The sequence below is a fragment of the Haliea sp. genome (assembly GCF_040221975.1).
Taxonomy (GTDB): Bacteria; Pseudomonadota; Gammaproteobacteria; order Pseudomonadales; family Halieaceae; genus Haliea.
Map to the genome: position 1 here is coordinate 142,343 of NZ_JAVJWR010000036.1, position 24,343 is coordinate 166,685.

Consider the following 24,343-nt stretch of genomic DNA (forward strand, 5'->3'; position numbering starts at 1 on the left):
TAATGATCAAAAAGTGCGGCCTTGGACTGACAGGTGTCCCAAAGGGGGAGCTTATGAAGCAGCTACACCTCGTTGCCTCGATAGTGGTAATGGCTCTGCACGCAACAGGTGTGGCGGCAAGTGGCGTCAGCATTCCCTGTGACGACGGGACGCGTTACTACAATCTCGCCCGTGAGGCTGGCGCTTCGCGGGACTTCGTCAAGGCTGCCGAATGGCTGCAGAAGTCCGTCGCGGCGTGCGACTCTTACCCTGCCTGGCATTTGATGGGAACTGCCTACCAGAGGCAGCGAAACCTGCAGGAGTCCCTTGCCGCCTATGAGCAGGCGGTGGCGCACGCCGGTAGCCAGGACCAGGCAGCACTCTCGATGGCACGCTATGGTCAGGTACTGGCTCTGAACGGTCAGCGCTTCGAGGCACTGACCATGCTTGAACGCGCCATGGAGGCTCACTCCAACCCGCCCTCCTGGATGCGCGAGAACGCCCGCGAACTGGACCTCAGCCTGGCTGAAGCACCCGTTTCCAGCGACTCAATAAAGCGCAGCCTTGCCAGCCAGGAGTTTGGCCTGCTGGCCATGAACCAGATTGAGAACCAGGCCAATGTTAGGGGCGAGACCAAGGCAAGAATCCAGATTCCTATCAATTACCAGTTGAATAGCGTCGAGCTGGACGAACGGACCAGCGACAATATCCATGAACTGGGTAAGGTGCTGGCCAGCCAGGAGCACGAAGGCAAGACTTTTACCCTGGTTGGACATACCGATGTCCGCGGCACCTGGGCGCATAATCTTGCACTTTCAGAGCGGCGTGCAGAGGCGGCGAGAGCCATCCTGGAAACGACATTTCCGCCACTCAGCGGCCGACTTCGCGTGGTCGGTGCCGGTGAAGCGAAGCCCAAGTATCCGGGCGAAGACCTGCCCGAGTCGGAGCATCGCCTGAATCGGCGCCTGGAGGTCATCGTCAACTAGCACGGCATCGGGTATACAGTGCCAGTAGCAATGGAATACGACACGCCCGAAATACCGGGATATGTCATCGAGCGCATACTCGGGGCGGGAGGCATGGCGACGGTTTACCTCGCCATCCAGCAAAGTTTTGGACGGCCGGTGGCTCTCAAGGTCATTTCTCAAGAGCTGGCGAGCAACCCGGAGTTTGGGCGGCGTTTTCTTCGCGAAGCACGAATCGTCGGGAGCCTGTCTCACCCGCACATTGTGCAGGTCTACGATGTGGGCGAGCACCGGGGCGTATTCTATTTGGCAATGGAACTGTTCACAGCGGGTGATCTGCGCAGCCAGATGCGCGCTCCACTGAGCGAGCGGCGGGCGCTGGAAATCACCTGGCAGCTCGCGTCGGCATTGGGGTTTGCGCACCAGAAGGGCTTCGTCCACCGGGACATCAAACCTGACAACGTGCTGTTTCGAGAATCGGGCGAGGCGGTGCTCACGGATTTCGGCATCGCGCGCCCGGCACACGGACAGGGTGAACTGACAGAGATCACCCTGGTTGAGTCGGTGATCGGCTCTCCCAAGTACATGAGCCCCGAGCAGTCCCTGGGCCAATCCCTCGACGGTCGCTCGGATATCTACAGCCTGGGGGTCATGCTGTACCAGATGCTGATTGGCGAAGTACCGTTTGCAGGGAAGACCGTGAGCGAGCTTTCCCTTCAACGCATGGAAAAACAGGTGCCGCGCCTGCCCTGCCCGCTTGGGCATCTGCAGCCGCTGATGAACGGACTGCTGGCCTATGAGCGTGAGAAGCGTTTCACGGATTGCGGCGAGTTGCAGAGGAGCATCAAAAGTATCCTCGCACAGGATACAGCCAGACCGCGGTCGCCACCGAACGCCGCGCGTGACACGACCCCGACTGGCGACACCACAGTGACGCACATGCGGGAGCAATCACCCCAAGCAGGCACGAAAGGTGTACTGCCACTGCCGCTCGCAGCCGTAACCCTCGTTGCCGCGGGCCTGGCCCTGGGGCTGGCCGGGTTCGTGTGGTACTGGCTGCAGGAACCGGACCTTATTGACCTGGAAAACGCCACCCCAGCGCAGCTGACCGACGTCACCGGGGAGGCGCTCCCTGCCCCAATCGGCGCGGACAGCCCACCGCCGTCCTCATCTGCCCCGGGAACACCGTCGGGCGAAGAATTCTTTGCTTTCTATGACGCCGTCAACTCTGGCCTGGTCGAGCGCCAGGCGACTTTCATCGGGCGCTTTCCCGAAAGCGTGTTCGCCGACATGCTGCGGGTAAAGCTCGCCAGTGACCGGGAGTTGTTTACCGCGCTACAGGAACAGGCCGATCGCGGCGACACGCGAGCACAACTTGTGGTCAGTGAGCTGTACGACACCGGCTGGGCTGGGGAGCGAAGCCAAGCCAGGGCGCGGGACTATGCCCGGCGGGCAGCACGGGGAGGAAACCCATTCGCCGAATATCATTTTGCGATGCTGGTGCTGAGTGCTGCAGGGACCGATGCAGAGCGTCGCGAGGGCATCCAGGTACTGGAGCAGGCTGCGAACCAGGGATTCTATCTGGCGCAGACGGTACTCGCCAATTACCTGCTGGAGGGGCGCCTGCTGGGGCGCGATATCGACGCGGGCCTGAAGCTGCTCGAGGCCGCGGGCAATCAGGGAGACCGAAACGCCCTGTTCAACCTGGGCGTAATTCTCGATTCGGGCCTTTATGTCGAGCGTGCATATCCTGAACGAGCAAAAGGCTATTTCGAACGGGCCGCGCAACTTGGCCACCCACAGGCAAGGAACTACCTGAATGAACCCTGAATCACCTGCCTGGCACCAGAGAAGCAGGCCGCGGCATCCGGCCTGGTACATCCACCTGACGCTCGGCCTGTTGCTGGTAGCCGGGGCCTGCCTGGTGGGCGCCGTGGACGGTGCAGACGAACTGCGCAAGGCCCGGGAGCTGAGTACCCAGGGAGACCTGCGCGGCGCGCTAACACTGCTGGAGGACATGGATTCGCTCTCCGAACCGGCTTCCAATCTGCAGATTGATGCCAGGTTGCTGCGGATAGACCTGCTCCGCCGAGTGGGCAAGCCGACACAGGCGAACAAGGCCCTGTCGGAGCTCCACGAACGGCTCGCTGCAAGACCGGATGCGGAAACCGCCTTCCTCGCCCAGCTGCATCGGCAACACGCCCTGCTCCACTTCCAGAATGGTGAGTTCGAGGCGGCCAGGGGCGAGATGGGCGCCGCTCTGGCTCTGGCGGACCAGCTGCAGCCAGACCTGCAGGCCAGCCTGCTGAACGACGCCGCAATCCTTCGACAGCAGGGCGGCGATCCGGCTGCTGCCATCGCCCAGTTTACCGAAGCCGCAGAACTGGTCATGGACAGGGATGCCGAAACCAGCTATCGCATCAATGCCGCCAGGGCCATGCTGGAGGATGGGCGTCTGCACGCCTCCCTGAATGAAGCGCACCGTATTGCACAGCGGATGGACAGCGACCCGCAGGTATCGACAGTGCGCCACCGCCTGGCGCTGGCCGCACTCCTTCGACAAGCAGTCAACAGATATGGTGCCGATGCAGGCTATCGCCTGGCAGCATTGGAACTGTTGCAGGGAACCGGGGATGACACTGCAGCCAACGACCGCTATCAATCCCTCGTCGAAGGCTCCATGGCCGAACTGTATGCGGATGATCGTCAGTTTGATGCCGCGCTGCACTTTGCGCGAACTGCTCTGCGTTCGGCGGCCCGAATAAACGCGCAGGACCTGGAATATCGCTGGGAATGGATACTCGCAACAGCCTTTTCGGAAGAGGGTGAACCGGAACAGGCGATGGCGGCCTATGCACGTGCCATTGCGTCGCTGGGAAGTCTGCGCGCCGGCCTGGATACCTTCGATCGGAATACACTCGACGATATCATAAAACCGCTGTACTACGAATACGCCGACCTGCTGCTCAGGCATAGCGCCGGGCTGCAACAGGGCGCCAGCAAGCAGCGTTTGCTGAGCGATGCGCGAGCAACCCTCGAGGCATTGAAGGTCGCAGAGCTACAGGATTATTTCAGGGAGCAATGTGTCGGTGACGAGAAGGTACTGCTGGATCAGCTGGCGGCGAAAACCGCTGTCCTGTACCCGGTTTTGCTTGATGACCGACTGGAACTGCTGCTCACCACTGACGCCGGCATAGAGCAGATTGCGGTGCCCGTGGATCGTTCTCACCTGGTGCGCCTGGTCAGGGACTTCCGGCTCAATATAGAGGCGAATACTGGCACTAGGGACTACCTGCGTCAGGCGCGGCAATTGTACGACCTGCTGATTCGGCCATTGGAGCCACAACTGACCAGACACCGGGTCGAGACGCTGGTTTTCGTCCCGGATGGCCCCCTGCGCACAATACCGCTGGCTGTCCTGCATGATGGCGAGGCTTTCCTGATCGAGCGCTATGCGGTCGCGACAGCGCCCGGGATTACGCTGATAGAACCCAGGGCCTTTGCAGGCCGCTCCTACACGACCCTGGCCGGTGGCATATCAGAGTCGGTGCAGGGCTTTCCCGCACTACCCGGAGTCCAACGTGAGCTGTCGGCGCTGGCAGGGATGCTGGACGCAGAAGTATTGGAGAACAGGAATTTCACCCGTGCCAGGGTCCAGTCCGAGCTGCAGAGTGGAAACTACAGCATCGTGCATTTCGCGACCCATGGTCAATTCCGCGATACTTACGATGACTCCTTCCTACTGACCTACGACGACAAGTTGCTGATCAATGACCTGGGGCGCAGTATCCAGTCTCGCTCGAGCAATCGGGAACCACTGGAACTGCTGGTGCTCAGTGCCTGTGAAACCGCCGCTGGTGATGATCGGGCGGCTTTGGGCCTGGCGGGCATTGCGCTCAAGGCCGGGGCGCGTAGCGCCCTGGCGACCCTGTGGGAGGTAGATGACCGTTCGGCTGTGGATATCGTGCAGGCGTTCTACGATTCCCTGTCCACGGGAGACCACTCCCGGGCGCGCAGCCTGCAGCGCGCCCAGCTGCAGCTGATCCATAACGGGAGCAATCCACACCCCAGCCAGTGGGCGCCTTTCCTGCTGATAGGAAACTGGCTCTAGCGTTGACAGAGAGGTCGGTACAGATGACTGACAGGCACAAGCACCCAGGTCGGCGCGCCAGAACTGATCGCTCCGCACTCAAGGTCACCGCCCTGCTGGCAGCACTGACGGCCACGGGCTGGTCAGCTCCGGAAGTGAACGCCCAGGCAGTCTTCGACGGGACGATCGGACCGAACGCGGCGGGCACGTCCAGATCCGGCCTGTTCGAGATTTCCCAGCAGGACGGCGTGACCGCCGGCGGCAACCTGTTCCACAGCTTTTCCAGCTTTGGTGTCAATCAGGGCGAGCTGGCGACATTCACCCATCAGTCCGCGGCCATCGAACACATCGTGGCCCGGGTGACCGGCGTATCGCCCTCTCGAATCCATGGTGGGTTACAGGTACGGCGCTCGCTGGACGGCGTGTTCAGCCCCACGACTGCCGCGCTGTGGCTGATAAACCCCAACGGTATCGTCATCGGTGATGGGGCGAGCTTTGATCCCCGGAGTACCTTCGTACTCTCCACCGCAAACCGCCTGGGGTTTGCCAATGGGGAGAGCTTTCATTCCCACGGTCTTGCTGTCAGTTCGGTACTTTCAATTGCGCCGCCCACGTCATTCGGCTTCCTCGATCAACAGGCGCTGCCGGCCAACGTCACGCCTCGCGGCATAACAGTGGCGGTGACAGATGCGTCCAGCACCAACGTGCCCCTGTTCCTGTCCAACCTGACGCTGGTCGGGACCAGCATCGATCCACTGACCGCAGGCATAGAATTATCCGGCGACATCGCGCTGCCGGTCGACCCCGATGGCTTTTCACCGCTCGACAGCTCACAGTTCCAGGCACTCAATCTGCAGCTCGGCGCACTCGCTCCCGGGGGCAGCATGAACGTCGACAGCACCATGGCGGCCGGGCTGAGCGCCGGGCCGGGAACACCCCTGGGCAGCATCCTCATAGAACACACAAACCTGCTGATTTCCGATGAGGGTATCGCTCCGGCCTCGGGACTGACGGTACTTGCTGACCATTTGCTGGTGGACAATTCTCATATCGACACGTTTGCCCAGCAACTGCCTGTGCCGATCTCCATCCGCGCCACGGAAAGCGTATCGCTGCGGGGTTCGGTACTGCAAACCCGAACCTTTACCGCGACGGACGGTGGGGACATCCGTATCGATACGCCACAGTACACGCAGCTCGGCGGGCTGATAGCGAGCAGTAATCCCGACCTGGACATACCTACCGGGAATCCCGGCAACCTGCTGTTCGGCACCAGTGCGTCACTCCCCATGGAGAGCTTCCTGCTGCAGGAAGGGCAGATCCGCTCATTCAGTACCCAGCAAAGCCAGGCGGGAGATCTGTTCCTGAACGTCCAGGGCTCCCTGCTGCTGCGGGGCACGTCTGGGACCCGCGTGTCGCTCGCCAGCCTCGCCAGCGGCACCGGCGCAGCGGGCGACATGCTGCTGTTCGCGAACAGCATTCGCGCCGAGTACGGCGACATTCGCTCCGCGGGGTTCAACCCCGATTTCGACCGCTTTATCAGCCTGCAGGCGGGCAGTGGCGGCATCGAATTGTTCAACACATCCGTGGACACCATTTTCGGGGGCGGGCGCACTGGAGCCTCCCTGCTCCTGGCTGCGGATGGCAATATCTCGCTGCTGTCGCAGCAGGAAACGTCGAGGATCACTACTGGGACCAGTAGCGATGTCCGGGGTGGCAACATCTTCATCGACGCCGAGGGTGACTTGCTGGTGCAGGGCAGCTTTGATATCAGCAGCAGCAGCCTGGGGGACAGCTTGACCCGTGGCGATGGCGGAACCGTTTCCCTGGAAGGACGCAATGTGCAGTTACAGCAGACGAGCGAGGCCGACGCCATCACCTCCATCGACAGCTCGACCACATCCGCCGGTACCGGCGGCACGATTGTCATCCTGGCCGAGGAGACACTTGTCATCCAGGGACGACACGCCTTCGCCAGCAATACCCTTGGACCGGGCGCTTCCGGTGCCATCCTGCTGGAGGCTGGCTCAATTGCCATTGAGTCGATCGCGCCGACCACCCTGTCAACATCATCTTTCGGAGAAGGTGATGCCGGTATCATTTCGCTGGATGCCCGCGACGAACTGCGCCTGTCGGGCGTCAATATCGACAGTGCCGCATTGGAGAGCGGCGCCGCCGGATTCATCCTCATGTCGGGGGAAACCATCGACCTTGACGGCAGCAACGTATTGACGGTCACCCTGGCGAATGACGCGAGCGATGTGCCGGCCCAGATATTCATCGATGCGGAAGACACGCTGCTTTTGCGTGCAAGCAGCCTGCAAAGCAACTCCTTTGGCGCTTCACCCGCCGGCCAGGTATCTCTGGCCGCGGGAAATGCGCTGTGGTTGGACAATGTCGCGATCCAGACCGCCACGACCGGAGACGGCATCACCGGCGGCATTTTTCTCGACAGCGGTGGCGATATCTCGCTGCGCGGTCAGAACACGCAACTCCTGAGCAACGCCCTCGGTAGCAGTGATGCGGGTGACGTCAGTATTCTTGCTGCCGGTTCACTGCGGTTCGACGATGGCGGTTTTGTACAGACCTCCTCGGAGGGAACGGGCGATGCCGGAACCATTCTGCTTTCGGCCGATCGGGTGCGTCTTTCCCTCGCCCGGATCGAGGGCACATCGGAGAATGCGGGAGGTGGCGATGTGAATATTTTTGGTCGGGACATCCATCTGGACGGCGACCCGGAGGCCGGCGGCATTGTCTTCATCAGTGCGAGCTCCGTGGCATCCGATGCGGCTGGAAACGGCGGTTCAATAACGCTGGGCAATCCGCTCGCACCTGCCGAACTGGTGTTCGTGCGCAACAGCGGCCTGTCCGCAAGCGCAGACGCCGGTAACGGCGGGCTGATCAACATCAATGCGGAGCAGTTCCTGCGCGATGCGCGCTCCATATTCACGGTAACCTCGACGCTTGGCGACCCCGGCAGTTTCGAAATCAACGCTCCCGAGCAGGACATCAGCGCCGCGGTTTCCGAACTGGACGTGGCGATCCTGGACGCGAGCAGCCTGATCCGGGATCCCTGCGCCCTGAGTCCTGATGATGCCAGCAGCCTGGTGGTTGGCAGCCAGGGAACCATCGGGGAGCGCTACGATGGATACCTGATCAGCGACTTTCAACCCGTCACTGGTGCCGGGCAGCCCCAGCGGGACGCTTCCTTCCCCGGCGCCCTCAAGCCCGGCAGCACTCCACAGTTGATAGCACACATCCGGGAGGGCACATGTCGGCAGGCACATCGATAATGCCACCCCGACACATGGTGGCCAGGGTCTGCACTGTGACAGTGCTGTGTATCTGCAGCCTCAATACCGCCACCTTTGGGCAGCAACCCTCCCCGGCAGCGCCCACCCAGTCCTCCCTGGGCGACAATATCGGACGGGGCTTTGCAGATTCGACCGATGCTTTCGCGGAGCCAAGCTTCGACACGGCCCCGGATTCGACTGCGGCGCGTCCACACCAGCAGGTATTGCCCAGACCGCAACTGTCTGGCGTCGTGGGATCAGCGGTGGAGCCAGGCACCAGTTCCATGCAGGTGGCAGACATTGTGGTGGAGGGCAACACGGTACTCTCCGCCGCGGCCATCGAAGCCGTGACAGCCCCCTTCTCTGACCGGGAGCTGTCGCCCGAAAATCTGCGGGAACTGCAGCGACGCCTGTCACTACTCTACTTCAACGAAGGCTACGTCAACTCCGGCGTGCTGCTGCCCGAACAGATCCCCGAAACAGGCACCTTGACGCTGCAGGCGGTGGAAGGCGAGCTCAGCAGCATTGAGTGGATCACCCCTGGACGGCCGCCGGCGTATCTGGAAGCGCGCCTGCGACGCGACGTGGGCACGCCACTGAATGTCTACGACCTGCAGGACAGCTTGCGTGGCCTGGAGCTGAACCCGCTGATCAGAAAAGTCGATGCCGCGCTGGTACCCGGCCTGTACCTGGGCCAGGCAATCCTGCAACTGCAGATTGAGGAGGCGCCGCCCCTCAGGCTCGGCCTGTTCATGGACAACCGCCGCTCTCCCAGCGTCGGAGCCGAGCGCGGCGTGCTGTCGCTGGAGCACCTGAATTTGACCGGTCATGGCGACAGACTGGCGTTCAGGGCCAGCGTCAGCGAGGGGCTCAAGGACGCCTACCTGGATTACACTCGGCCTCTGAACAGCCACAATACCCGGCTCTGGTTCGGTTACCAGCGCGGCAAGTCGGAGGTGATTGAGTCCCCCTTTGACCAACTGGATATCGAGAGCGATACCGAATCCTGGGGAGTTTCGCTGGCGCACCCCCTGCTGGACCGCCTCGATAGGCGTGTCGAGCTGTCACTGGGATTGAACCATAGCCAGTCAGAAACCTCATTGCTGGGCAGGCCGTTTTCATTTTCACTCGGTGCCCGCAACGGCGAGATTGCAGCCACGCATGTCAGTCTCGGCGCAGAATGGATCGAGCGTGGCGAGGATAACGTGCTTGCCCTGCGCACAAGCTTGCGCTACGGCACAGACTGGTTTGGAGCCACCATGATCCCCGAGGGGGCTCCCAGGCGTCAGCTCGATACCGGCGCCCACATCCCCGAAAGTGAGTTCACCGTATTGCTGACCCAGTTCCAGTATGCGCGCCGACTGCCGTGGCTCAGTAGCCAACTGGTTTTCAGCGGCGTGTGGCAGCAGGCTTTCGATCCCCTGCTGTCGGTGGAAAAAATGGCGATCGGTGGGTTCTATTCCGTACGCGGCTTTCGTGAAAACCAGCTCGTGCGAGACAGCGGGGTCAACGCGTCCCTGGAATGGCGGGTTCCGCTGTTCGCAAACAGCGCCCGCTTCAACCGCTGGAACCTTGCCGTCGTGCCCTTTCTGGATTACGGGCGCAGCTGGGACCATGACAGCAACCTCTCCAGCCACAAGGCTGCCAAGTTGAGCAGTATTGGCCTTGGCTTGCAGTGGCGACCCTCTCGGCACCTGTACTTCACTGTGATCTATGGCGAGCGAATCGCCGATGACGATATTCCGTCACCGGCGGAGAAGGATCTCCAGGACGAGGGCTTTCATCTGGCACTGGCCCTCAGCTGGCCGCTCTGACGTGGCGGCTGGCTAGTAAAGCAGGCTGTAGAGCTTGCGCTGATACTCCACAGCCAGGGGGTCGCCCTTGCCCAGGCTGGCGATAGTATCGAGCAGGGTCTTCTTGCTGGCACCCTCGTCGTGGTTCAGATCCTGCCGGAGAATGGTAATGAGGTGCTCCAGGGCCTCCCGATAGTAGCCGGCATTGGTGTACTGCACCGCCAGCTGATGGCGTACATCGTGATTGTCGGGCTCCGCCTGCAGGCGCTGTTCCAGCGCCTCCATTTCCGGGGAGCGAGCCGCTTCACGCTTCAGCTTTACCTGGGCGACCAACTGCTCCCAGTCCGGGTCCTGGTTCACCATCTTTACCGTCGCCAGGACGCCGTCGGCGTCGTCCAGGCGGTTGCACTCGATCAGGGCGTGGGCATAGGCCAGGGTGATGTCGTGGCGCTGGTGTGACTCCTCAAACGCCTGCCGCAGGGGCGACAGGGCAGAACTGAAATCTCCCTGCGCCATGAGCGCCTGCGCCTGCTGCAACAGGGCGTCCCAGGGCTTGGGCAGGTACTTTTCCAGCAGCTCTCGCACCTGCTGTTCAGATTGGGCGCCGACAAAACCGTCTACCGGTTGCCCGCCCTGCATGACCATCACCGTGGGCAGGCTCCGCACCCCGAACTGCTGGGTGATCATGGGCTGCTCATCGGCATTGACCTTGGCCAGCAGGAAAGCGCCGGCGTGTTCGTTGGCCAGCTTTTCCAGCAGCGGCATCAGGGTCTTGCAGGGACCGCACCACTCGGCCCAGAAATCCACCACAACCGGACGCTTGTGGGACTCTTCGATCAGCAGAGCCGCAGCGTTGCTCTCATCGATGTTGACAATGTATTCAGTCACGCCAGGTTTTCCTCTTCTGTGGGAGCCCACTGTGATGTGGGAGCCCACTCTGTTGTGGGAGCCCACTCTGTTGTGAGAGCCCACTGTGATGTGGGAGCCCACTCTGTGGGCGATCGCCCGCGGAGCGGGCTCCTACAATTTACCAGCCGGGTGTTAGATGCCCAGCACATCCTGCATATCGTAAAGCGCCGGTTTGCGCCCGCAAAGCCAGCCGGCAGCTCGGACCGCGCCGCGGGCGAAGGACATGCGGCTGGACGCCTTGTGGGTGATCTCCACCCGCTCGCCATCGGCGGCGAAGATCACCGTGTGGTCGCCGACAATATCGCCGGCGCGCACAGTGGCAAAACCGATGGTCTCCCGCTCCCGGGCACCGGTGTGGCCCTCGCGGCCATAAACAGCTACCTCCGCCAGATCGCGACCCAGGGCATTGGCGACCACACCGCCCATGGACAGCGCCGTACCGGAGGGCGCATCGATCTTGTGGCGGTGGTGGGCCTCGACGATCTCGATGTCCACATCGTCACCCAGCACCCGCGCCGCCATGTCGAGCAGCTTGAAGCAGAGGTTGACGCCGGTACTGAAATTCGAGGCCTTGCACACCGCGATCTTCCCGGCGGCGCGCTTGATCTCTTGGTCCTGAGTGGCGTTGAATCCGGTGGTGCCGATTACCACCGCCTTGCCCGCGGCGGCGCAAAGCGCCAGGTTGGACAGGGTCGCCGCCGGTACGGTGAAGTCGATCAGCACATCAATGCCATTGATCACGGCTGCCAGGTCGCTGGTCACGGCCACTCCGATCTTGCCCAGGCCCGCCAGCTCGCCTGCATCGGCGCCGAGCAGGCTGCTGTGGGGCTGCTCCAGGGCCGCGGCCAGTTCCAGACCCGGAGTCTGGCCGATGGCCTCTACCAGTGTGCGCCCCATGCGGCCGGCGGCACCGGTAATTCCCACGCGCACGGTCATGGCTTCATGTCGTCAAAGAATGTCTTCACACCCTCGAACCAGCTGGTCTGGCGTGGAGACTGCGCGTCCCCGCCCTGGCCGAGGCTTTCCTGAAACTCCTTCAGGAGTTCCTTCTGCTTCTTGTTGAGATTGACCGGCGTTTCCACCACCGCCCGGCACAGCAGGTCACCCACGGCACCACCGCGCACCGGCTTCACACCCTTGCCACGCAGGCGGAACAACTTGCCGGTCTGGGTTTCCGCCGGGATCTTGAGCTTGACCCGACCGTCCAGGGTCGGCACTTCCAGCTCTCCCCCCAGCGCTGCCGCGACAAAGGTGATGGGAACCTCGCAGTACAGGTTCTTGCCATCGCGCTCGAAGATGGGGTGCTGGCGCACGGACATCTGTACGAACAGGTCTCCGGGCGGCCCGCCGTCGGGCCCCGCCTCGCCTTCACCGGACAGGCGAATCCGGTCGCCGGTGTCCACGCCCGGCGGCACCTTGACCGACAGGGTCTTGCTCTTTTCCACCCGGCCCTGGCCCCGGCATTTGGGGCAGGGGTCGGAGATCATCTTGCCGCGGCCGCGGCAGGTGGGACAGGTCTGCTGTACCTGGAAGAACCCCTGCTGCATCCGCACCTGGCCGATACCACCGCAGGTGGAGCAGCTGACCGGCGAACTGCCCTTGCGTGCACCGGAGCCGTCGCATTCATCGCAGCTGGACAGGGTCGGCACCTTGATCTCGACGGTGGTACCGCGGACCGCGTCCTCAAGCGAGATGTCCAGGGTATAGCGCAGGTCGGAACCCCGCTGGGGGCCACCACGTCCGCGACCACCGCCGCCGAAAATGTCGCCAAACACGTCTCCGAAAATATCGCTGAAGCTGCCGCCGCCAAAGCCGCCACCACCCATGTTGGGATCGACCCCTGAGTGACCGAAGCGATCGTAGGCTGCGCGCTTCTCGCTGTTCATCAGCACGTCGTAAGCTTCGGTGGCTTCCTTGAATTTCTCGTCCGCGTCCGGGTCGTCCGGATTGCGGTCCGGGTGGTACTTCATGGCCACCCGGCGATAAGCCTTCTTGATTTCCTTCTCATCGGCCGCTTTCTCGACCCCGAGCACTTCGTAGTAATCGCGTTTTGACATAGACAGCCTGGCGTTAAACCGCACCCTCGCAAATGACGACGCGGGCTCTTGAGTCCCGCGTGGTCGATATTGGCATCCGGGGCGGCTGCCCGCCCCGTGTGACAGAAGCGTTGTTGCTTACTTCTTGTCGTCGTTCACTTCCTCGAACTCGGCATCGACCGCGTCGTCGCCGCCATCCTGGGCCCGTTCACCGGTGTCACCAGCGGCGTCCTGGGCCGCACCGGCCTGGGCCTGGTACATCTTCTGTGCAACCGGACCGGTGGCTTCAGTCAGCTTGGTGGCTGCGGCGTCGATGGCATCCTTGTCGTTGGCCTTCAGCGCCTCCTCCGCCTGGGTGATGGCCGCCTCAATGGCTGCCTTCTCGTCGGCGGTGGCGTTGTCGCCAGCCTCTTCCAGGGTCTTGCGGGCCGCGTGCACCAGGCCGTCACAGGTGTTGCGGGCGCTGACCAGCTCCTCGAACTTCGCGTCGGCGTCGGCGTTGATCTCGGCATCCGAGACCATTTTCTGGATTTCCTCCTCGCTCAGGCCGCCGGAGGCGGTGATGCGGATGGACTGCTCCTTGCCGGTCGCCTTGTCCTTCGCCGAGACATTGAGAATACCATTGGCGTCCAGGTCGAAGGTGACCTCGATCTGCGGCATGCCACGCGGCGCCGGCGGTATGTCCGCCAGGTCGAAGCGGCCCAGGGACTTGTTCTGTGCCGCCTGCTTGCGCTCGCCCTGTACCACGTGGATGGTGACCGCGGTCTGGTTGTCGTCAGCGGTCGAGAACACCTGCGACTTCTTGGTCGGGATGGTGGTGTTCTTCTCGATCAGCGGCGTGGCAACACCGCCCATGGTCTCGATACCCAGGGTCAGTGGCGTCACGTCCAGCAGCAGCACGTCCTTGACGTCACCGGACAGTACCGCACCCTGGATAGCCGCGCCCATGGCGACAGCCTCGTCCGGGTTCACGTCCTTGCGCGGATCCTTGCCGAAGAAGTCCGCCACCGCCTTCTGCACCATGGGCATGCGGGTCTGGCCGCCCACCAGGATCACGTCGTTGATCTCGCTGGGGCTCAAGCCGGCGTCCTGCAGGGCCACTTTTACCGGCTCCATGGAACGCTTGACCAGCTCCTCGACCAGCGACTCCAGCTTGGAGCGGGACAGCTTGACCACCAGGTGCTTGGGGCCGGTGGCGTCGGCAGTGATGTACGGCAGATTGACCTCGGTCTGCTGGCTGGAGGACAACTCGATCTTGGCCTTTTCGGCCGCTTCCTTCAGGCGCTGCAGGGCCAGCGGGTCGCTGTGCAGGTCGATACCGCTTTCCTTCTTGAATTCCGCCGCCAGATACTCGATCAGGCGCATGTCGAAATCCTCACCACCGAGGAAGGTGTCACCATTGGTGGCCAGTACTTCGAACTGGTGCTCGCCATCCACTTCGGCGATCTCAATGATGGAAATATCGAAGGTGCCGCCGCCGAGGTCGTACACGGCGATGGTGCGGTCACCCTTGGCCTTGTCCATGCCATAGGCCAGCGCGGCCGCAGTCGGCTCGTTGATGATGCGCTTGACGTCCAGCCCGGCGATGCGGCCGGCATCCTTGGTGGCCTGGCGCTGGGAGTCGTTGAAGTACGCCGGCACGGTGATCACCGCCTCGGTCACGGTCTCGCCCAGGTATTCCTCGGCGGTGCGCTTCATCTTGCGCAACACTTCAGCAGACACCTGCGGCGGCGCCATTTTCTCGGTCTTCGCCTGCACCCATGCATCGCCGTTGTCGGCCTCGATGATCTTGTAGGGGACCATCTTGATGTCTTTCTGCACCACGTCGTCCTTGAACTTGCGCCCGATCAGGCGCTTGACGGCGTACAGGGTGTTGTTGGGGTTGGTGACCGACTGGCGCTTGGCGCTCTGGCCTACCAGGATTTCGCCGTCTTCCGTGTAGGCGACGATGGAGGGCGTCGTGCGGTCACCCTCGGAGTTTTCGATCACCCGCGCCTTGCCGCCTTCCAGCACGGCGACGCAGGAGTTGGTGGTACCCAGGTCGATACCGATTATCTTGCCCATGTGTTCGTCTCCTCATTTGGGCCGGCAGTACCGGCCACCTTGTCTCGGTTATTCTCTATATTGGCCCTGAGCGTAAAAATTCAAGGGCCACCCCGCGCTTGTTACGGCGCTGCCGGCGCCTTGCTGACCATGACCATGGCCGGGCGCACCAGCCGGGAGTTCAGGGTGTAGCCCTTCTGCATCACCGCGATCACGGTATTGGGTTCAACATCGGCGTTTTCCACCAGGCTCATGGCCTGGTGGAGCTGGGGATCAAAGGGCGCGCCCTCGGGATCGACGGACTCGATGTTGAATTTGCGCAGGGCATCGGTAAAACTCTTCAGGGTCAGCTCCACGCCTTCGATGATCGGCTTTACCGTTTCGTCGTGGCCCGCGGTGACCGCCAGCGTTCGTTCCAGGTTGTCGACCACCGGCAGCAGCTCCTTGCAGAAGGACTCCAGCGCGAACTTCCGCGACTTTTCCACATCCTGCTCGGCGCGGCGCTTGATATTCTGGGCGTCGGCCTGGGCCCGCAAGGCGGCATCCCGGGCGGCGTTGAGGTCTTCTTCCAGCTTCGCCATCAGCTCCTCTGGGGTGAGTTCATTGTCACCCTGAACGCTGCCGGCATTCTCGGGCTCAGTGCCCGCGGCAGCCTGTTCAGGCGTTGGGGTCTGTTCAGTTTCGGGCTTGTTTTGCTCGCTCTCAGCCACGTCGTTGCTCCATCAATGGCGGTTACGGATTGAGTGACGGACAGGCCCACGGGGCCGCCCGCCAGCTGCCTATCGGAGATATTGGGACTCAGGCTGGCTTTTCAAGGCCGGTCAAGGAACGTGGGAGCGCGGTCCCCGCGCGATCGCCCGCAGAGCGGGCTCCCACTCCCAGAGCGGGCTCCCACACCCAGAGCGGGGCTCCCACACCCAGAGCGTGCCCACAGCGGGTGCGCTCAGTGGGAAAGAGCTTGACTGAGCATTCTGGCGGTTATATCCACCACCGGGATGACCCGCTCATAGGCCATGCGGGTGGGGCCGATCACGCCGAGCACGCCCAGGGTCCGGGCGCCGTCGGTGTAGGGAGCGGTAATCACGCTGTAGTCACCAAAAACCTCAAAGCCGGCCTCCTCGCCAATGAAAATCTGCACCCCGTTGGCCTTGGAGCAGCGCTCCAGCAGGTGCAGCAGATCCTTTTTCCGCTCGAAGGCGTCAAACAGCTCCCGCAGGCGGCCGAGATCCTCCGGGCTGACATTGCCCAACAGCCGCGACTCCCCGGCCACCAGGTATTCGTCCTCGGGATCTTCCTGGTCCAGCGCCTTGCTGGCGAGATCCAGGGCCGCCTGCAGGTAGCTGTCAATACGACTGCGCGCATCCTGCATTTCCCGCAGGATCTGGTCCTGGACCTGGCTCAGCGGCTGGCCAGCGAAGCGCTGGTTGACCAGGGCTGCGGCCTCCCGCAGTTCAGCTTCGGTGAAGGGCCGCTGGGTATGGATGATGCGGTTCTGCACCTCCCGCTCATTCACCACCAGGATGACCAGTACCCGGTCCCCGGACAGCGGCAAAAACTCCACCTGCCGCAGCTGGTGTGCATCCGGCCGCGGCACGGTCACCAGCCCGGCCTGGGCGGTAATCGCCGACAGCAGCGAAGATGCCGTCTGCACCAGTTCGGTCGCGGATTTGTCGGGATTGAGCTGCTCCCGCAGGGCGATCACGGCGCGCTCATCAATGGGCTGCACCTGCAACAGGCGATCGACGAACAGGCGGTAACCCTGGGCGGTTGGCACCCGGCCGGCGGACGTGTGGGGCGAGTGCAACAACCCACGATCCTCCAGGTCCGACATCACATTGCGGATGGTGGCGGCGCTGACCGGCAAACCGGCCTCTTCCAGCAGGGTGCGTGACCCCACCGGCTGGCCATCGCGGATATGGCGCTCCACCAGGGCCTTGAGGATTATCCGCGCGCGTTCTGACAGGTCCGCCGAGCTCATACCATCCCCAATACTGTTGCGTGGCTTGGTTGTATCACAGGGGAGCGCCAATACAAAGCCGTGGCCGCAACGGATGTTTATGCAGTACCGGTTCTGCGGTATAACAGGACAAATTCTGCAGCGGCCAATCATGCTTACCCATATCAGTATCAGCCAATATACCATCGTCGACACCCTGGACATGGAGTTCCGGGGCGGGATGACGGTCATCACCGGGGAAACCGGCGCCGGCAAATCCATCATGCTCGACGCCCTGGGACTCTGCCTGGGGGACCGGGCGGACCCCAAGGCAGTGCGCAGCGGCAGCGATCGGGCCGAGATCACCGCCGGCTTTGACATCAGCCGCAACCCGCAGGCCGCCGCCTGGCTGCGCACCCGCGACCTCCACCGCGGCGATGAGTGCCTGTTACGGCGGGTGGTCACCAGCGAGGGCCGCTCCCGTGCCTACATCAATGGCAGCGCGTCGACGGTGCAGGATTGTGCGGCACTGGGTGAGCTGCTGATCGACATCCACAGCCAGCACGCCCACCAGTCCCTGCTGCGCAAGCCGGTACAACGGGACATGCTGGACAACTTCGCCGGACACACCGTGCTGGCCCGCAGCGTCGAACAGACTGCCTCGGAGTGGCTGCGGGGCCGGCGCGAACTCGCCCTGCTCACCAGCAGCCGGGACGAGCAGAGTGCCCGCGCCCAGCTGCTGGCCTACCAGGTGGAAGAGCTGGAGACGCTGGGTCTGCAGGAAGGCGAGTTGGAGGCACTGGAGCGGGACCAGACCCTGCTGGCCAACGCCGAGGAGATCCTGCAGGGCGCACACCAGGCGCTGGAGCTGTGCGAGGAGCAGGCCGGCGGCACCCGGCACGCCCTGCAGTTGATCCGCGGCGCCACCGGGGCCAGCAAAGCGGCCGACAATGCGCGCGACCTGCTGGAGTCGGCAACGATCCAGCTCGAGGAGGCCCGCAGCGAAATCCAGCGCTATATCGACTCCGTCGAAATTGATCCGGAGCGCCTGGCGGAAGTGGAGAAGCGCCTGGAGCAGATCCACGACATCGCCCGCAAGCACCGCATCAAGCCACAACTGCTGCCGGAGTTCCAGACCGGCCTGCAGGAAGAGTTGGCGGGCCTGACTCACGGCAGCCAGCACATCGAAGAACTGCAGGAGGGGCTGGCCGGGCTCGAGCAACGCTATCGCACGGACGCCGCCACCCTGGGCAAGCAGCGGGCCAGGGCCGCGAAGTCCCTGGTCAGCAAGGCCACTGCCGTACTCAAGACCCTGGCGATGGGTGACTGCCGGTTCGAAATTGCACTGGCGAAGCGGGATAGCAGCGACCCCCACCCCCAGGGCGCCGAGGACGTCGAGTTCCTGATCAGCACCAATCCCGGCGCGGCACCCCAGCCGCTGGGGAAGATCGCGTCCGGCGGCGAACTGTCGCGGATCAGCCTGGCCATCCAGGTGGTTACCGCGAGTAGCGGCACCCTGCCCAGCATGGTGTTCGACGAGGTGGACGTGGGCATTGGTGGTGCAGTGGCCGAGGTGGTCGGGCGCCTGCTGCGCTCCCTGGCCCAGGACACCCAGGTCCTGTGCGTGACCCACCTGGCCCAGGTCGCGTCCCAAGGGCATCAGCACCTGCAGGTGAGCAAAACATCGGACAAAACCGCGGCCTGGGCCCGCATGACGCCCCTGGCAGGGGACGAACGCACCCGCGAGATTGCGCGCATGCTGGGTGGAGTCAGGATTACCGAGCAGTCCCTGGCCCACGCCCGGGAAATGCTGGCGGACGCGGCACAAGCCTGAAATTGGCGCTTCCAGCCGTTGCTGGTGTAAGGTTGCGTCAGTCCAGAACCCTGCCGGCCATCAGTGAACCAGACCGTGACCACGACCCGCACCACACTCCGGGAACGCAAAAAGCAGGCCCTGCGCAACGGGATCATCGAAGAAGCGCTGGCGCTGATTGCACGCCACGGCATCGAAGAGATGACCATCGACGCCATTTGTGAGGGCGCGGGCATCTCCCGCAAGACCTTTTACAACTACTACGCCACCAAACACGAATTGCTGTTCGACATCTGCGTCAGCAGGCTCCTGGAACTGGTGGAGGGTTCTATCGACGAGGCCATCGCCGGATACCAGGCACTGCCGGATCGGCTGACCCATGTCATCGCCCTGCAGAAGCAGCACCTATGCGGCGGCAGCGGGCTGGAACATGAAATCGCGCGCTATTCGATTGCCAGTATCGGCAACAGCCTGGCCAGCGGCGCCACGCTGCTGTCGGTCATGAATGAAAACTTTCTGCGCTTGTACGTGGCCAGTGTCAGCGAGCTGAAACCCGGTCTGTCACCCGGGTTTTGCGCCGAGATGACCGTCGGCATGATCGATACCGTGATTCTCAACGCACTACACAACCCCGACTACGACGCGGCCCGGCGCTACGATGAGCTGCTGGGCTTTCTTTGCGCCAGCCTGATCCGGGAACCGGCTGCCGCGGACGCGGAAACCATGGCACTGCGCTGAGCCCCCGCCGGAGCGGGGGCGCGCCGGGTCAGTCCCTGAGCGGGCCGCCGTGGCTGCCGCGCCAGCGGGAATTGCCGATGGTGCTGGCCCAGGGCTCAAAGGCGTCGGCATCCAGCGGGTCGCCCAGATCCACACTGCGCCCCAGGAATTCGGGCGTCCACAGCCAGGTATCTGGCTTCGAGGCCAGCGGCAGGCGCTCGGTGAGAGGATCCCAGGGGCTGTCGCGCAGGATCAGCTCGCCCTCCACTTTCAGCTTCTGCGCGGTGCCGTAGTTGCTCACCACATTGACCACATGGGGCGGAAAGTCAAAACCGGTCTTCACATAGGAAGCCGCACGCGAGTACTTGACCCAGAACTCGTGCTCATCAAACCTGGGGCCGTTGTCCAGGGTGTCGGTCACACGCCCATAAAACTCGAGGAATGTGTAATTCTGGTGCGTCACGCGCGCACCAACCTCTTCACCAAGCCGGTAGTACTTGATGTCCGCCGGATACTTGGGCTGGCCGAATTTTTCCTGGCTGATGAAGATCTCCGCTTCCTTGTCGATGGCGTAGCCCAGCGCGAACTGGCCTTCCTGGCCCTTGTAGTTGCATAGCACTGTGGTCAGCAGGCCCTGCTCGGGTTCACCGTTGACCGGCACATTGTAGACCGTCAGGGTGACCTCCGGGCGGCTGCCGGGCTCGAAACCGGGCGGCAACACGGCCGCCAGCTTCGCCGGGTCCGTCAGGTAGCGAATTTTCAGCATCGGCCAGTTGTAGTGGTCGCCGGGAGTCGTTGCGAGCTTTTCGTTCATGCTTGTTATCCTCTGTTATGGGCTGTTCAGGCGTAGAATTGCTGGAACCACTTGCGGTACTTGGCTATGGGGCCATCACCGTCACACAGGGCGGGATCCTCCAGGTACACCTTGTGTTCCCAGATCGGAATGTCCTGCTCCACCTGGCGCACGATCTCCTGCACGGTACCGGATGCAAGCATGCCGTTGTTCTCCGACTGTTGTCGCGGTACCGAGAAATTGAAGCGCAGATGCACATTCTGGTCGTCAATCGGCGTCACGGTCCCCATCATCAGCACGTCGAACATGCGCGAGAAGCGCTGGAAGGTGAAGCCGGGGCCAACACTTTCGGAACGCAGGTGGACAGCATCGTGGCTCTCGCCGCTGAGATCGACCTTGCCCTGGGCGTCGATGCTGTGGGCCCGGGAGTCGAACTCGGTGATCCGGCGGGGGCCGTCCAGGTCAACGCCGCCCTGGGGCATCGCCGGGTTGCCGTGCACGGTAATGAAGTGCGCCATGTCGGCCGCGTTTTCACCCGTTTCCTGGATGATGGTGTTGATTCTCCATTCGTAGGTGTCCAGCGGCGTCCATTCCGGGGACTGCAACTCGGGCACATCATCGATCTCGAACAGGGGAGCTGCCCCCTCCGGGTGGTACCAGGCCCAGATCATCTGGTTGCGCTCGATGACCGGGTAGCTGACCACACACTGCTTGTCCGCAACCTTGGGCGGTATGCGGTTGGCGTAGGGCACAGAGGTGCAATAGCCTTCGCCATTGAACTCCCAGGCGTGAAACGGGCAACTGATGGCCTCGCCCTTGACGATGCCGCCATAGCCCAGGTGGGCGCCGAGGTGGGGGCAGTGGGCATTGAGCAGGGACGCTGTCCCGGACTCGGTGCGGAACAGCACCAGCTCGCGGCCAAAATAATTGACAGGCCGGACATCACCCGGCTTCAGGCTGTCACTGTAGTCAATCGCATACCAGCCGTAGGGGATGGGTTTTTCGTAGCGTCTGTTCATGACTGATGCCTCATGACTTGCCGATATTCGTGCGCACGCGCAGCTCACGGAATACCACGGCATTGTGATCTGAATTGTCCTTTTCCGGTTCGCCATCCAGTTCCAGGTTGGGAAAACGCCGGAACAGCTCGACCATGGTGAGGTAGAGCTGGCGCTTGGCCATGGCCGCGCCAATACAGTAGCGCGGGCCGTAGCCGAACAGGACATCGGGGTCGAAGGTGCGCTTGACGTCGAAGCGCTCCGGATGATCGTAGTACTCCGGAGCGTGATCCTTCAGGTGCGGCATCAGCAACACCATCTGGCCCTTGCGCACCGGCTGCCCCAGCACCTCCATGTCCTCGGGCGCGTAGCGCGCAAAACCCATCTTCGAAGACAGCGACCAGCGCATGATTTCACTGAAGGCATTGGAGAAGGCGTCCGGCGACTCCAGCGCCGCGGGAATCTGGTCCGGATGCTTGAGCAGGGAGTAGAGCGTCCACTGCTGGGCGACGAGGGTGGTATCCGCGCCCGCGCCAATCAGGGCCAGTACCAGGGTAATAATGTCCCATTCACCGAAATTGTCGTTTTCCGCCTCGATCTTCAGCAGCACACTGAGAAAATCATCTTCGCCCGGGTTGGCGCGGCGCTCGGCGATCACCCGCTGCAGGATCTCGATGGCGCGATTGCTGTCCTGCCGCGCCGCCTCCCGGCGCTCGTCGCTGATGGTGGGGTTCCAGGCCTCGGTAAAGGTCATCACCACCTGCTTGATCTCGGGCCAGTATTTCTCCGGCAACCCCACCATGCGACTGATGGAAATGAAGGGGATGTGGTTGGCCACCTTGTCGATGTAGTCGAAACTCTCGAGGTCGCCCAGCGCATCGATCAGCTTCACGACATCGGGCTTGATGCGGCGCTGGATTTCATCCACTACATTGCGGGAGAAGGCCGGCGACACCACGCGCCGTACCAGGCGGTGGTGGTCGTGATCCGCCAGCAGGCTGTGGCCGATCATCGCCCGTTCGAAATTGCTCCACTTGTCTTCCAGTGGCCGCGGCGGCGCGAACTCCCAGTCGTAGAAATCGGAGGACAGGTACTCGTTGCGCCAGCACTCCATGATGTCCGGCATGCGGGTCATGATCCATGCCTGCCAGGGCTCGTACCAGACCAGGCGCCCGCGTCGGGCCAGGGCGAGAAACTGGGGAACCGGATCTACGAGGTACTCGGGAGATGCGGGGTTGAACAACGCCTCTATGGGTTGCTGTGTTGCGGTGGCGGCCTGCATGATCCTGCTCCTCTGCCGGTGGCGGAGGACAAAATATACACTTGCGCAAATTTACACACAAGTGTATTTCCGCTGAATCAGTCCTCGTCGCTGCGCTTGCGCACGTACAGCACCAGCGAGTGGTCGACGATCTCGTAGCCGTGGTCGTGGGCAATTTCCTGTTGCCGACGTTCGATAACCGGGTCATGGAATTCGATCACCGCGCCGCTGGATACGCAGACCATATGATCGTGATGGTCGCCGGTTTCGAGCTCGAACACCGAGTGACCGGTCTCGAAATTGTGGCGGTTTACCAGACCGGCGCTCTCGAACTGGGTCAACACCCGGTAGACAGTGGCCAAACCCACGTCTTCCCCGGCATCGCGCAGCTTCTGGTAGACATCCTCGGCGCTCAGATGCTGAGTGGTCTCACCGGTGGCTTCCAGAATCTGCAGAATCTTGACCCTCGGCAGAGTTACCTTGAGGCCGGCGTTGCGCAACTCCTGGTTATCGACAGGCATGATGGGAGGGGTTCTCTGTGCTGATCAGGACAGGTATCATGCCATCCCAATCTCTCAAGTGGAAGTTCAAGCCCATGCGCAGCATTTTCCTGGCAGCGGCACTGGTCATGCTCACCGCCTGCGGCAACTTCGGGTTTCCCGGGGTCTACCGCATTGACGTCGAGCAGGGCAATATCGTCACCCAAGACATGGTGGACCAGCTGAAGCCCGGCATGAACCAGCGCCAGGTGCGATTCATCATGGGCACACCCCTGCTGGAAGATTCCTTCAACCGCGCGCGCTGGGACTATCCCTACGTCATCCGCAATGGCACCGAGGTTCTCCGCGAAGCCACGGTCACCGTGCATTTTGACGGCGACAGCCTGGTGAATGTCAGCGGCGATTATCTGCCGGCCTGGGCGGCAACAGACTAATCCCCCGCTTCCTCCTGGCGACGCTCCTTGACTCGCGCCGCACGCGCCTTGCGCACTTCCTTGGGATCCGCCTTCAGGGGCCGGTAGATCTCCACCCGGTCTCCCTCCTGCAGCACCTGATCCCCGGCGACAAGCTTGCCGAAAATTCCCAGGCGGGCGTTCTCCAGGTCCAGACCCTCGAACCGCTCGACTATCCCCGACCGCTGTGCTGCCTGCAGCGCGGTAGTGCCCGGGAGCACCTGCAGGGGTACAATCGCCTGCCGCTCCGGCAGGGCGTAGGCCACTTCGACATGGATGGTCTGTTCGTCTTTCATCTTCCTACCCGTAAAGCTGCCTGGCGCGACGACCCAGGGCGTCCACCAGATTGTTGGTCACGCGGTCAAACAACCGCCCCGCCGCCGCACCCATCAACCGGCTGCTGGTGGTGAACTCCAGATGCAGGGTGACCTTGCAGGCGTTCTCGGCGAGCCCGCGGAACTCCCAGCGTCCCTGGAAAAAATCGAAGGGACCGTCCAGCAGTTCCAGAGTAATGAACTCCGGAGCCTGCAGCCGGTTGCGGGTGCTGAAGCTCTGGCTGATGCCACCCCGGGACAGCTGCAACCGCGCTTCCACCACATCCTCCTCCCGACGCAATACCGTGGCACCGGTGCAACCCTCCATATACTGGGGGTAGGCCTCGATGTCGTTGACCAGGTCAAACAGCAGCCGGTCCCGGTAAGGCAGCAGGGCATGGCGGTGGATTATCGTCATCGTACTCTCAATCAACGCGGCGCAACGCCGGGG

Annotated in this window: 20 protein-coding genes; 8 read left to right on the plus strand and 12 right to left on the minus strand. The window is 62.6% G+C overall.

Annotated elements, in window-relative coordinates:
• Positions 1–53 precede the first annotated feature (53 nt).
• The 5 genes from RLO07_RS18820 to RLO07_RS18840 are packed head-to-tail and all read left to right on the plus strand — an operon-like array spanning position 54 to position 10,141.
• The gene (locus tag RLO07_RS18820; protein ID WP_462293690.1) at positions 54–965 is read left to right on the plus strand and encodes an OmpA family protein; all 912 of its coding nucleotides are present in this window, start codon (positions 54–56) and stop codon (positions 963–965) included.
• Between the two features lie 30 nt (positions 966–995).
• Positions 996–2,774: a serine/threonine-protein kinase gene (locus RLO07_RS18825; RefSeq protein WP_462293691.1), complete on the plus strand. Its 1,779-nt coding sequence runs from the start codon at positions 996–998 to the stop codon at positions 2,772–2,774.
• Positions 2,764–5,055 carry a CHAT domain-containing protein gene (locus tag RLO07_RS18830; RefSeq protein WP_462293692.1) on the plus strand — a complete coding sequence of 764 codons (2,292 nt, stop codon included), beginning with the start codon at positions 2,764–2,766 and terminating at the stop codon, positions 5,053–5,055. The genes RLO07_RS18825 and RLO07_RS18830 overlap by 11 nt, the downstream gene beginning before the upstream one ends.
• A gap of 23 nt (positions 5,056–5,078) precedes the next feature.
• Positions 5,079–8,327 carry a two-partner secretion domain-containing protein gene (locus tag RLO07_RS18835; RefSeq protein WP_462293693.1) on the plus strand — a complete coding sequence of 1,083 codons (3,249 nt, stop codon included), beginning with the start codon at positions 5,079–5,081 and terminating at the stop codon, positions 8,325–8,327.
• Positions 8,327–10,141 (plus strand): ShlB/FhaC/HecB family hemolysin secretion/activation protein, encoded by a 1,815-nt coding sequence (locus RLO07_RS18840; protein ID WP_462293694.1) that lies wholly within the window; start codon positions 8,327–8,329, stop codon positions 10,139–10,141. Before RLO07_RS18835 ends, RLO07_RS18840 begins: the two co-directional genes overlap by 1 nt.
• A gap of 12 nt (positions 10,142–10,153) precedes the next feature.
• Here the strand turns inward: RLO07_RS18840 and trxA are convergent, their stop codons facing one another.
• The 6 genes from trxA to hrcA form a co-directional block, all read right to left on the minus strand.
• Positions 10,154–11,008: a thioredoxin gene (gene trxA / locus RLO07_RS18845; RefSeq protein ID WP_462293695.1), complete on the minus strand. Its 855-nt coding sequence runs from the start codon at positions 11,006–11,008 to the stop codon at positions 10,154–10,156.
• Positions 11,009–11,161: 153 nt separating this feature from the next.
• Positions 11,162–11,965, minus strand: a complete 804-nt coding sequence (gene dapB / locus RLO07_RS18850) for a 4-hydroxy-tetrahydrodipicolinate reductase (protein WP_462293696.1) — start codon at positions 11,963–11,965, stop codon at positions 11,162–11,164.
• Complete coding sequence (dnaJ, locus tag RLO07_RS18855) at positions 11,962–13,086, minus strand: molecular chaperone DnaJ (protein WP_462293697.1); 1,125 nt, start codon at positions 13,084–13,086, stop codon at positions 11,962–11,964. The genes dapB and dnaJ overlap by 4 nt, the downstream gene beginning before the upstream one ends.
• Positions 13,087–13,203: 117 nt before the next feature.
• Positions 13,204–15,129: a molecular chaperone DnaK gene (dnaK, locus tag RLO07_RS18860; RefSeq protein ID WP_462293698.1), complete on the minus strand. Its 1,926-nt coding sequence runs from the start codon at positions 15,127–15,129 to the stop codon at positions 13,204–13,206.
• 101 nt (positions 15,130–15,230) lie between these two features.
• A complete protein-coding gene (gene grpE, locus RLO07_RS18865; RefSeq protein ID WP_462293699.1) occupies positions 15,231–15,818 on the minus strand; it encodes a nucleotide exchange factor GrpE in 588 nt (195 codons plus the stop codon).
• Between the two features lie 233 nt (positions 15,819–16,051).
• Positions 16,052–17,086 (minus strand): heat-inducible transcriptional repressor HrcA, encoded by a 1,035-nt coding sequence (hrcA, locus tag RLO07_RS18870; protein WP_462293700.1) that lies wholly within the window; start codon positions 17,084–17,086, stop codon positions 16,052–16,054.
• Between the two features lie 130 nt (positions 17,087–17,216).
• On the opposite strand from hrcA, the gene recN reads away from it, so the two are divergent.
• Together recN and RLO07_RS18880 are read left to right on the plus strand one after the other, a co-directional pair.
• Positions 17,217–18,878, plus strand: a complete 1,662-nt coding sequence (recN, locus tag RLO07_RS18875; protein WP_462293701.1) for a DNA repair protein RecN — start codon at positions 17,217–17,219, stop codon at positions 18,876–18,878.
• A 75-nt stretch (positions 18,879–18,953) separates the two neighbouring features.
• Entirely contained in the window at positions 18,954–19,595 is a 642-nt protein-coding gene (locus RLO07_RS18880; protein WP_462293702.1) for a TetR/AcrR family transcriptional regulator, read from the plus strand.
• Between the two features lie 28 nt (positions 19,596–19,623).
• Here the strand turns inward: RLO07_RS18880 and RLO07_RS18885 are convergent, their stop codons facing one another.
• From RLO07_RS18885 to fur, 4 genes are all read right to left on the minus strand, one after another.
• Entirely contained in the window at positions 19,624–20,388 is a 765-nt protein-coding gene (locus RLO07_RS18885; RefSeq protein ID WP_462293703.1) for an acetoacetate decarboxylase family protein, read from the minus strand.
• A 26-nt stretch (positions 20,389–20,414) separates the two neighbouring features.
• Positions 20,415–21,386 (minus strand): Rieske 2Fe-2S domain-containing protein, encoded by a 972-nt coding sequence (locus tag RLO07_RS18890; protein ID WP_462293704.1) that lies wholly within the window; start codon positions 21,384–21,386, stop codon positions 20,415–20,417.
• A gap of 10 nt (positions 21,387–21,396) precedes the next feature.
• A complete protein-coding gene (locus tag RLO07_RS18895; RefSeq protein ID WP_462293705.1) occupies positions 21,397–22,647 on the minus strand; it encodes a cytochrome P450 in 1,251 nt (416 codons plus the stop codon).
• Positions 22,648–22,724: 77 nt separating this feature from the next.
• Complete coding sequence (fur, locus tag RLO07_RS18900) at positions 22,725–23,147, minus strand: ferric iron uptake transcriptional regulator (protein ID WP_462293706.1); 423 nt, start codon at positions 23,145–23,147, stop codon at positions 22,725–22,727.
• 38 nt (positions 23,148–23,185) lie between these two features.
• Between fur and RLO07_RS18905 the strand changes: the two genes are divergently transcribed.
• The gene (locus RLO07_RS18905; RefSeq protein WP_462293707.1) at positions 23,186–23,560 is read left to right on the plus strand and encodes an outer membrane protein assembly factor BamE; all 375 of its coding nucleotides are present in this window, start codon (positions 23,186–23,188) and stop codon (positions 23,558–23,560) included.
• Here the strand turns inward: RLO07_RS18905 and RLO07_RS18910 are convergent.
• On the minus strand, positions 23,557–23,874 hold the full coding sequence (locus tag RLO07_RS18910; RefSeq protein ID WP_462293708.1) for an RnfH family protein: 318 nt from the start codon (positions 23,872–23,874) through the stop codon (positions 23,557–23,559). The genes RLO07_RS18905 and RLO07_RS18910 overlap by 4 nt on opposite strands.
• A gap of 4 nt (positions 23,875–23,878) precedes the next feature.
• Complete coding sequence (locus RLO07_RS18915; protein WP_462293709.1) at positions 23,879–24,310, minus strand: type II toxin-antitoxin system RatA family toxin; 432 nt, start codon at positions 24,308–24,310, stop codon at positions 23,879–23,881.
• Positions 24,311–24,343 lie beyond the last annotated feature (33 nt).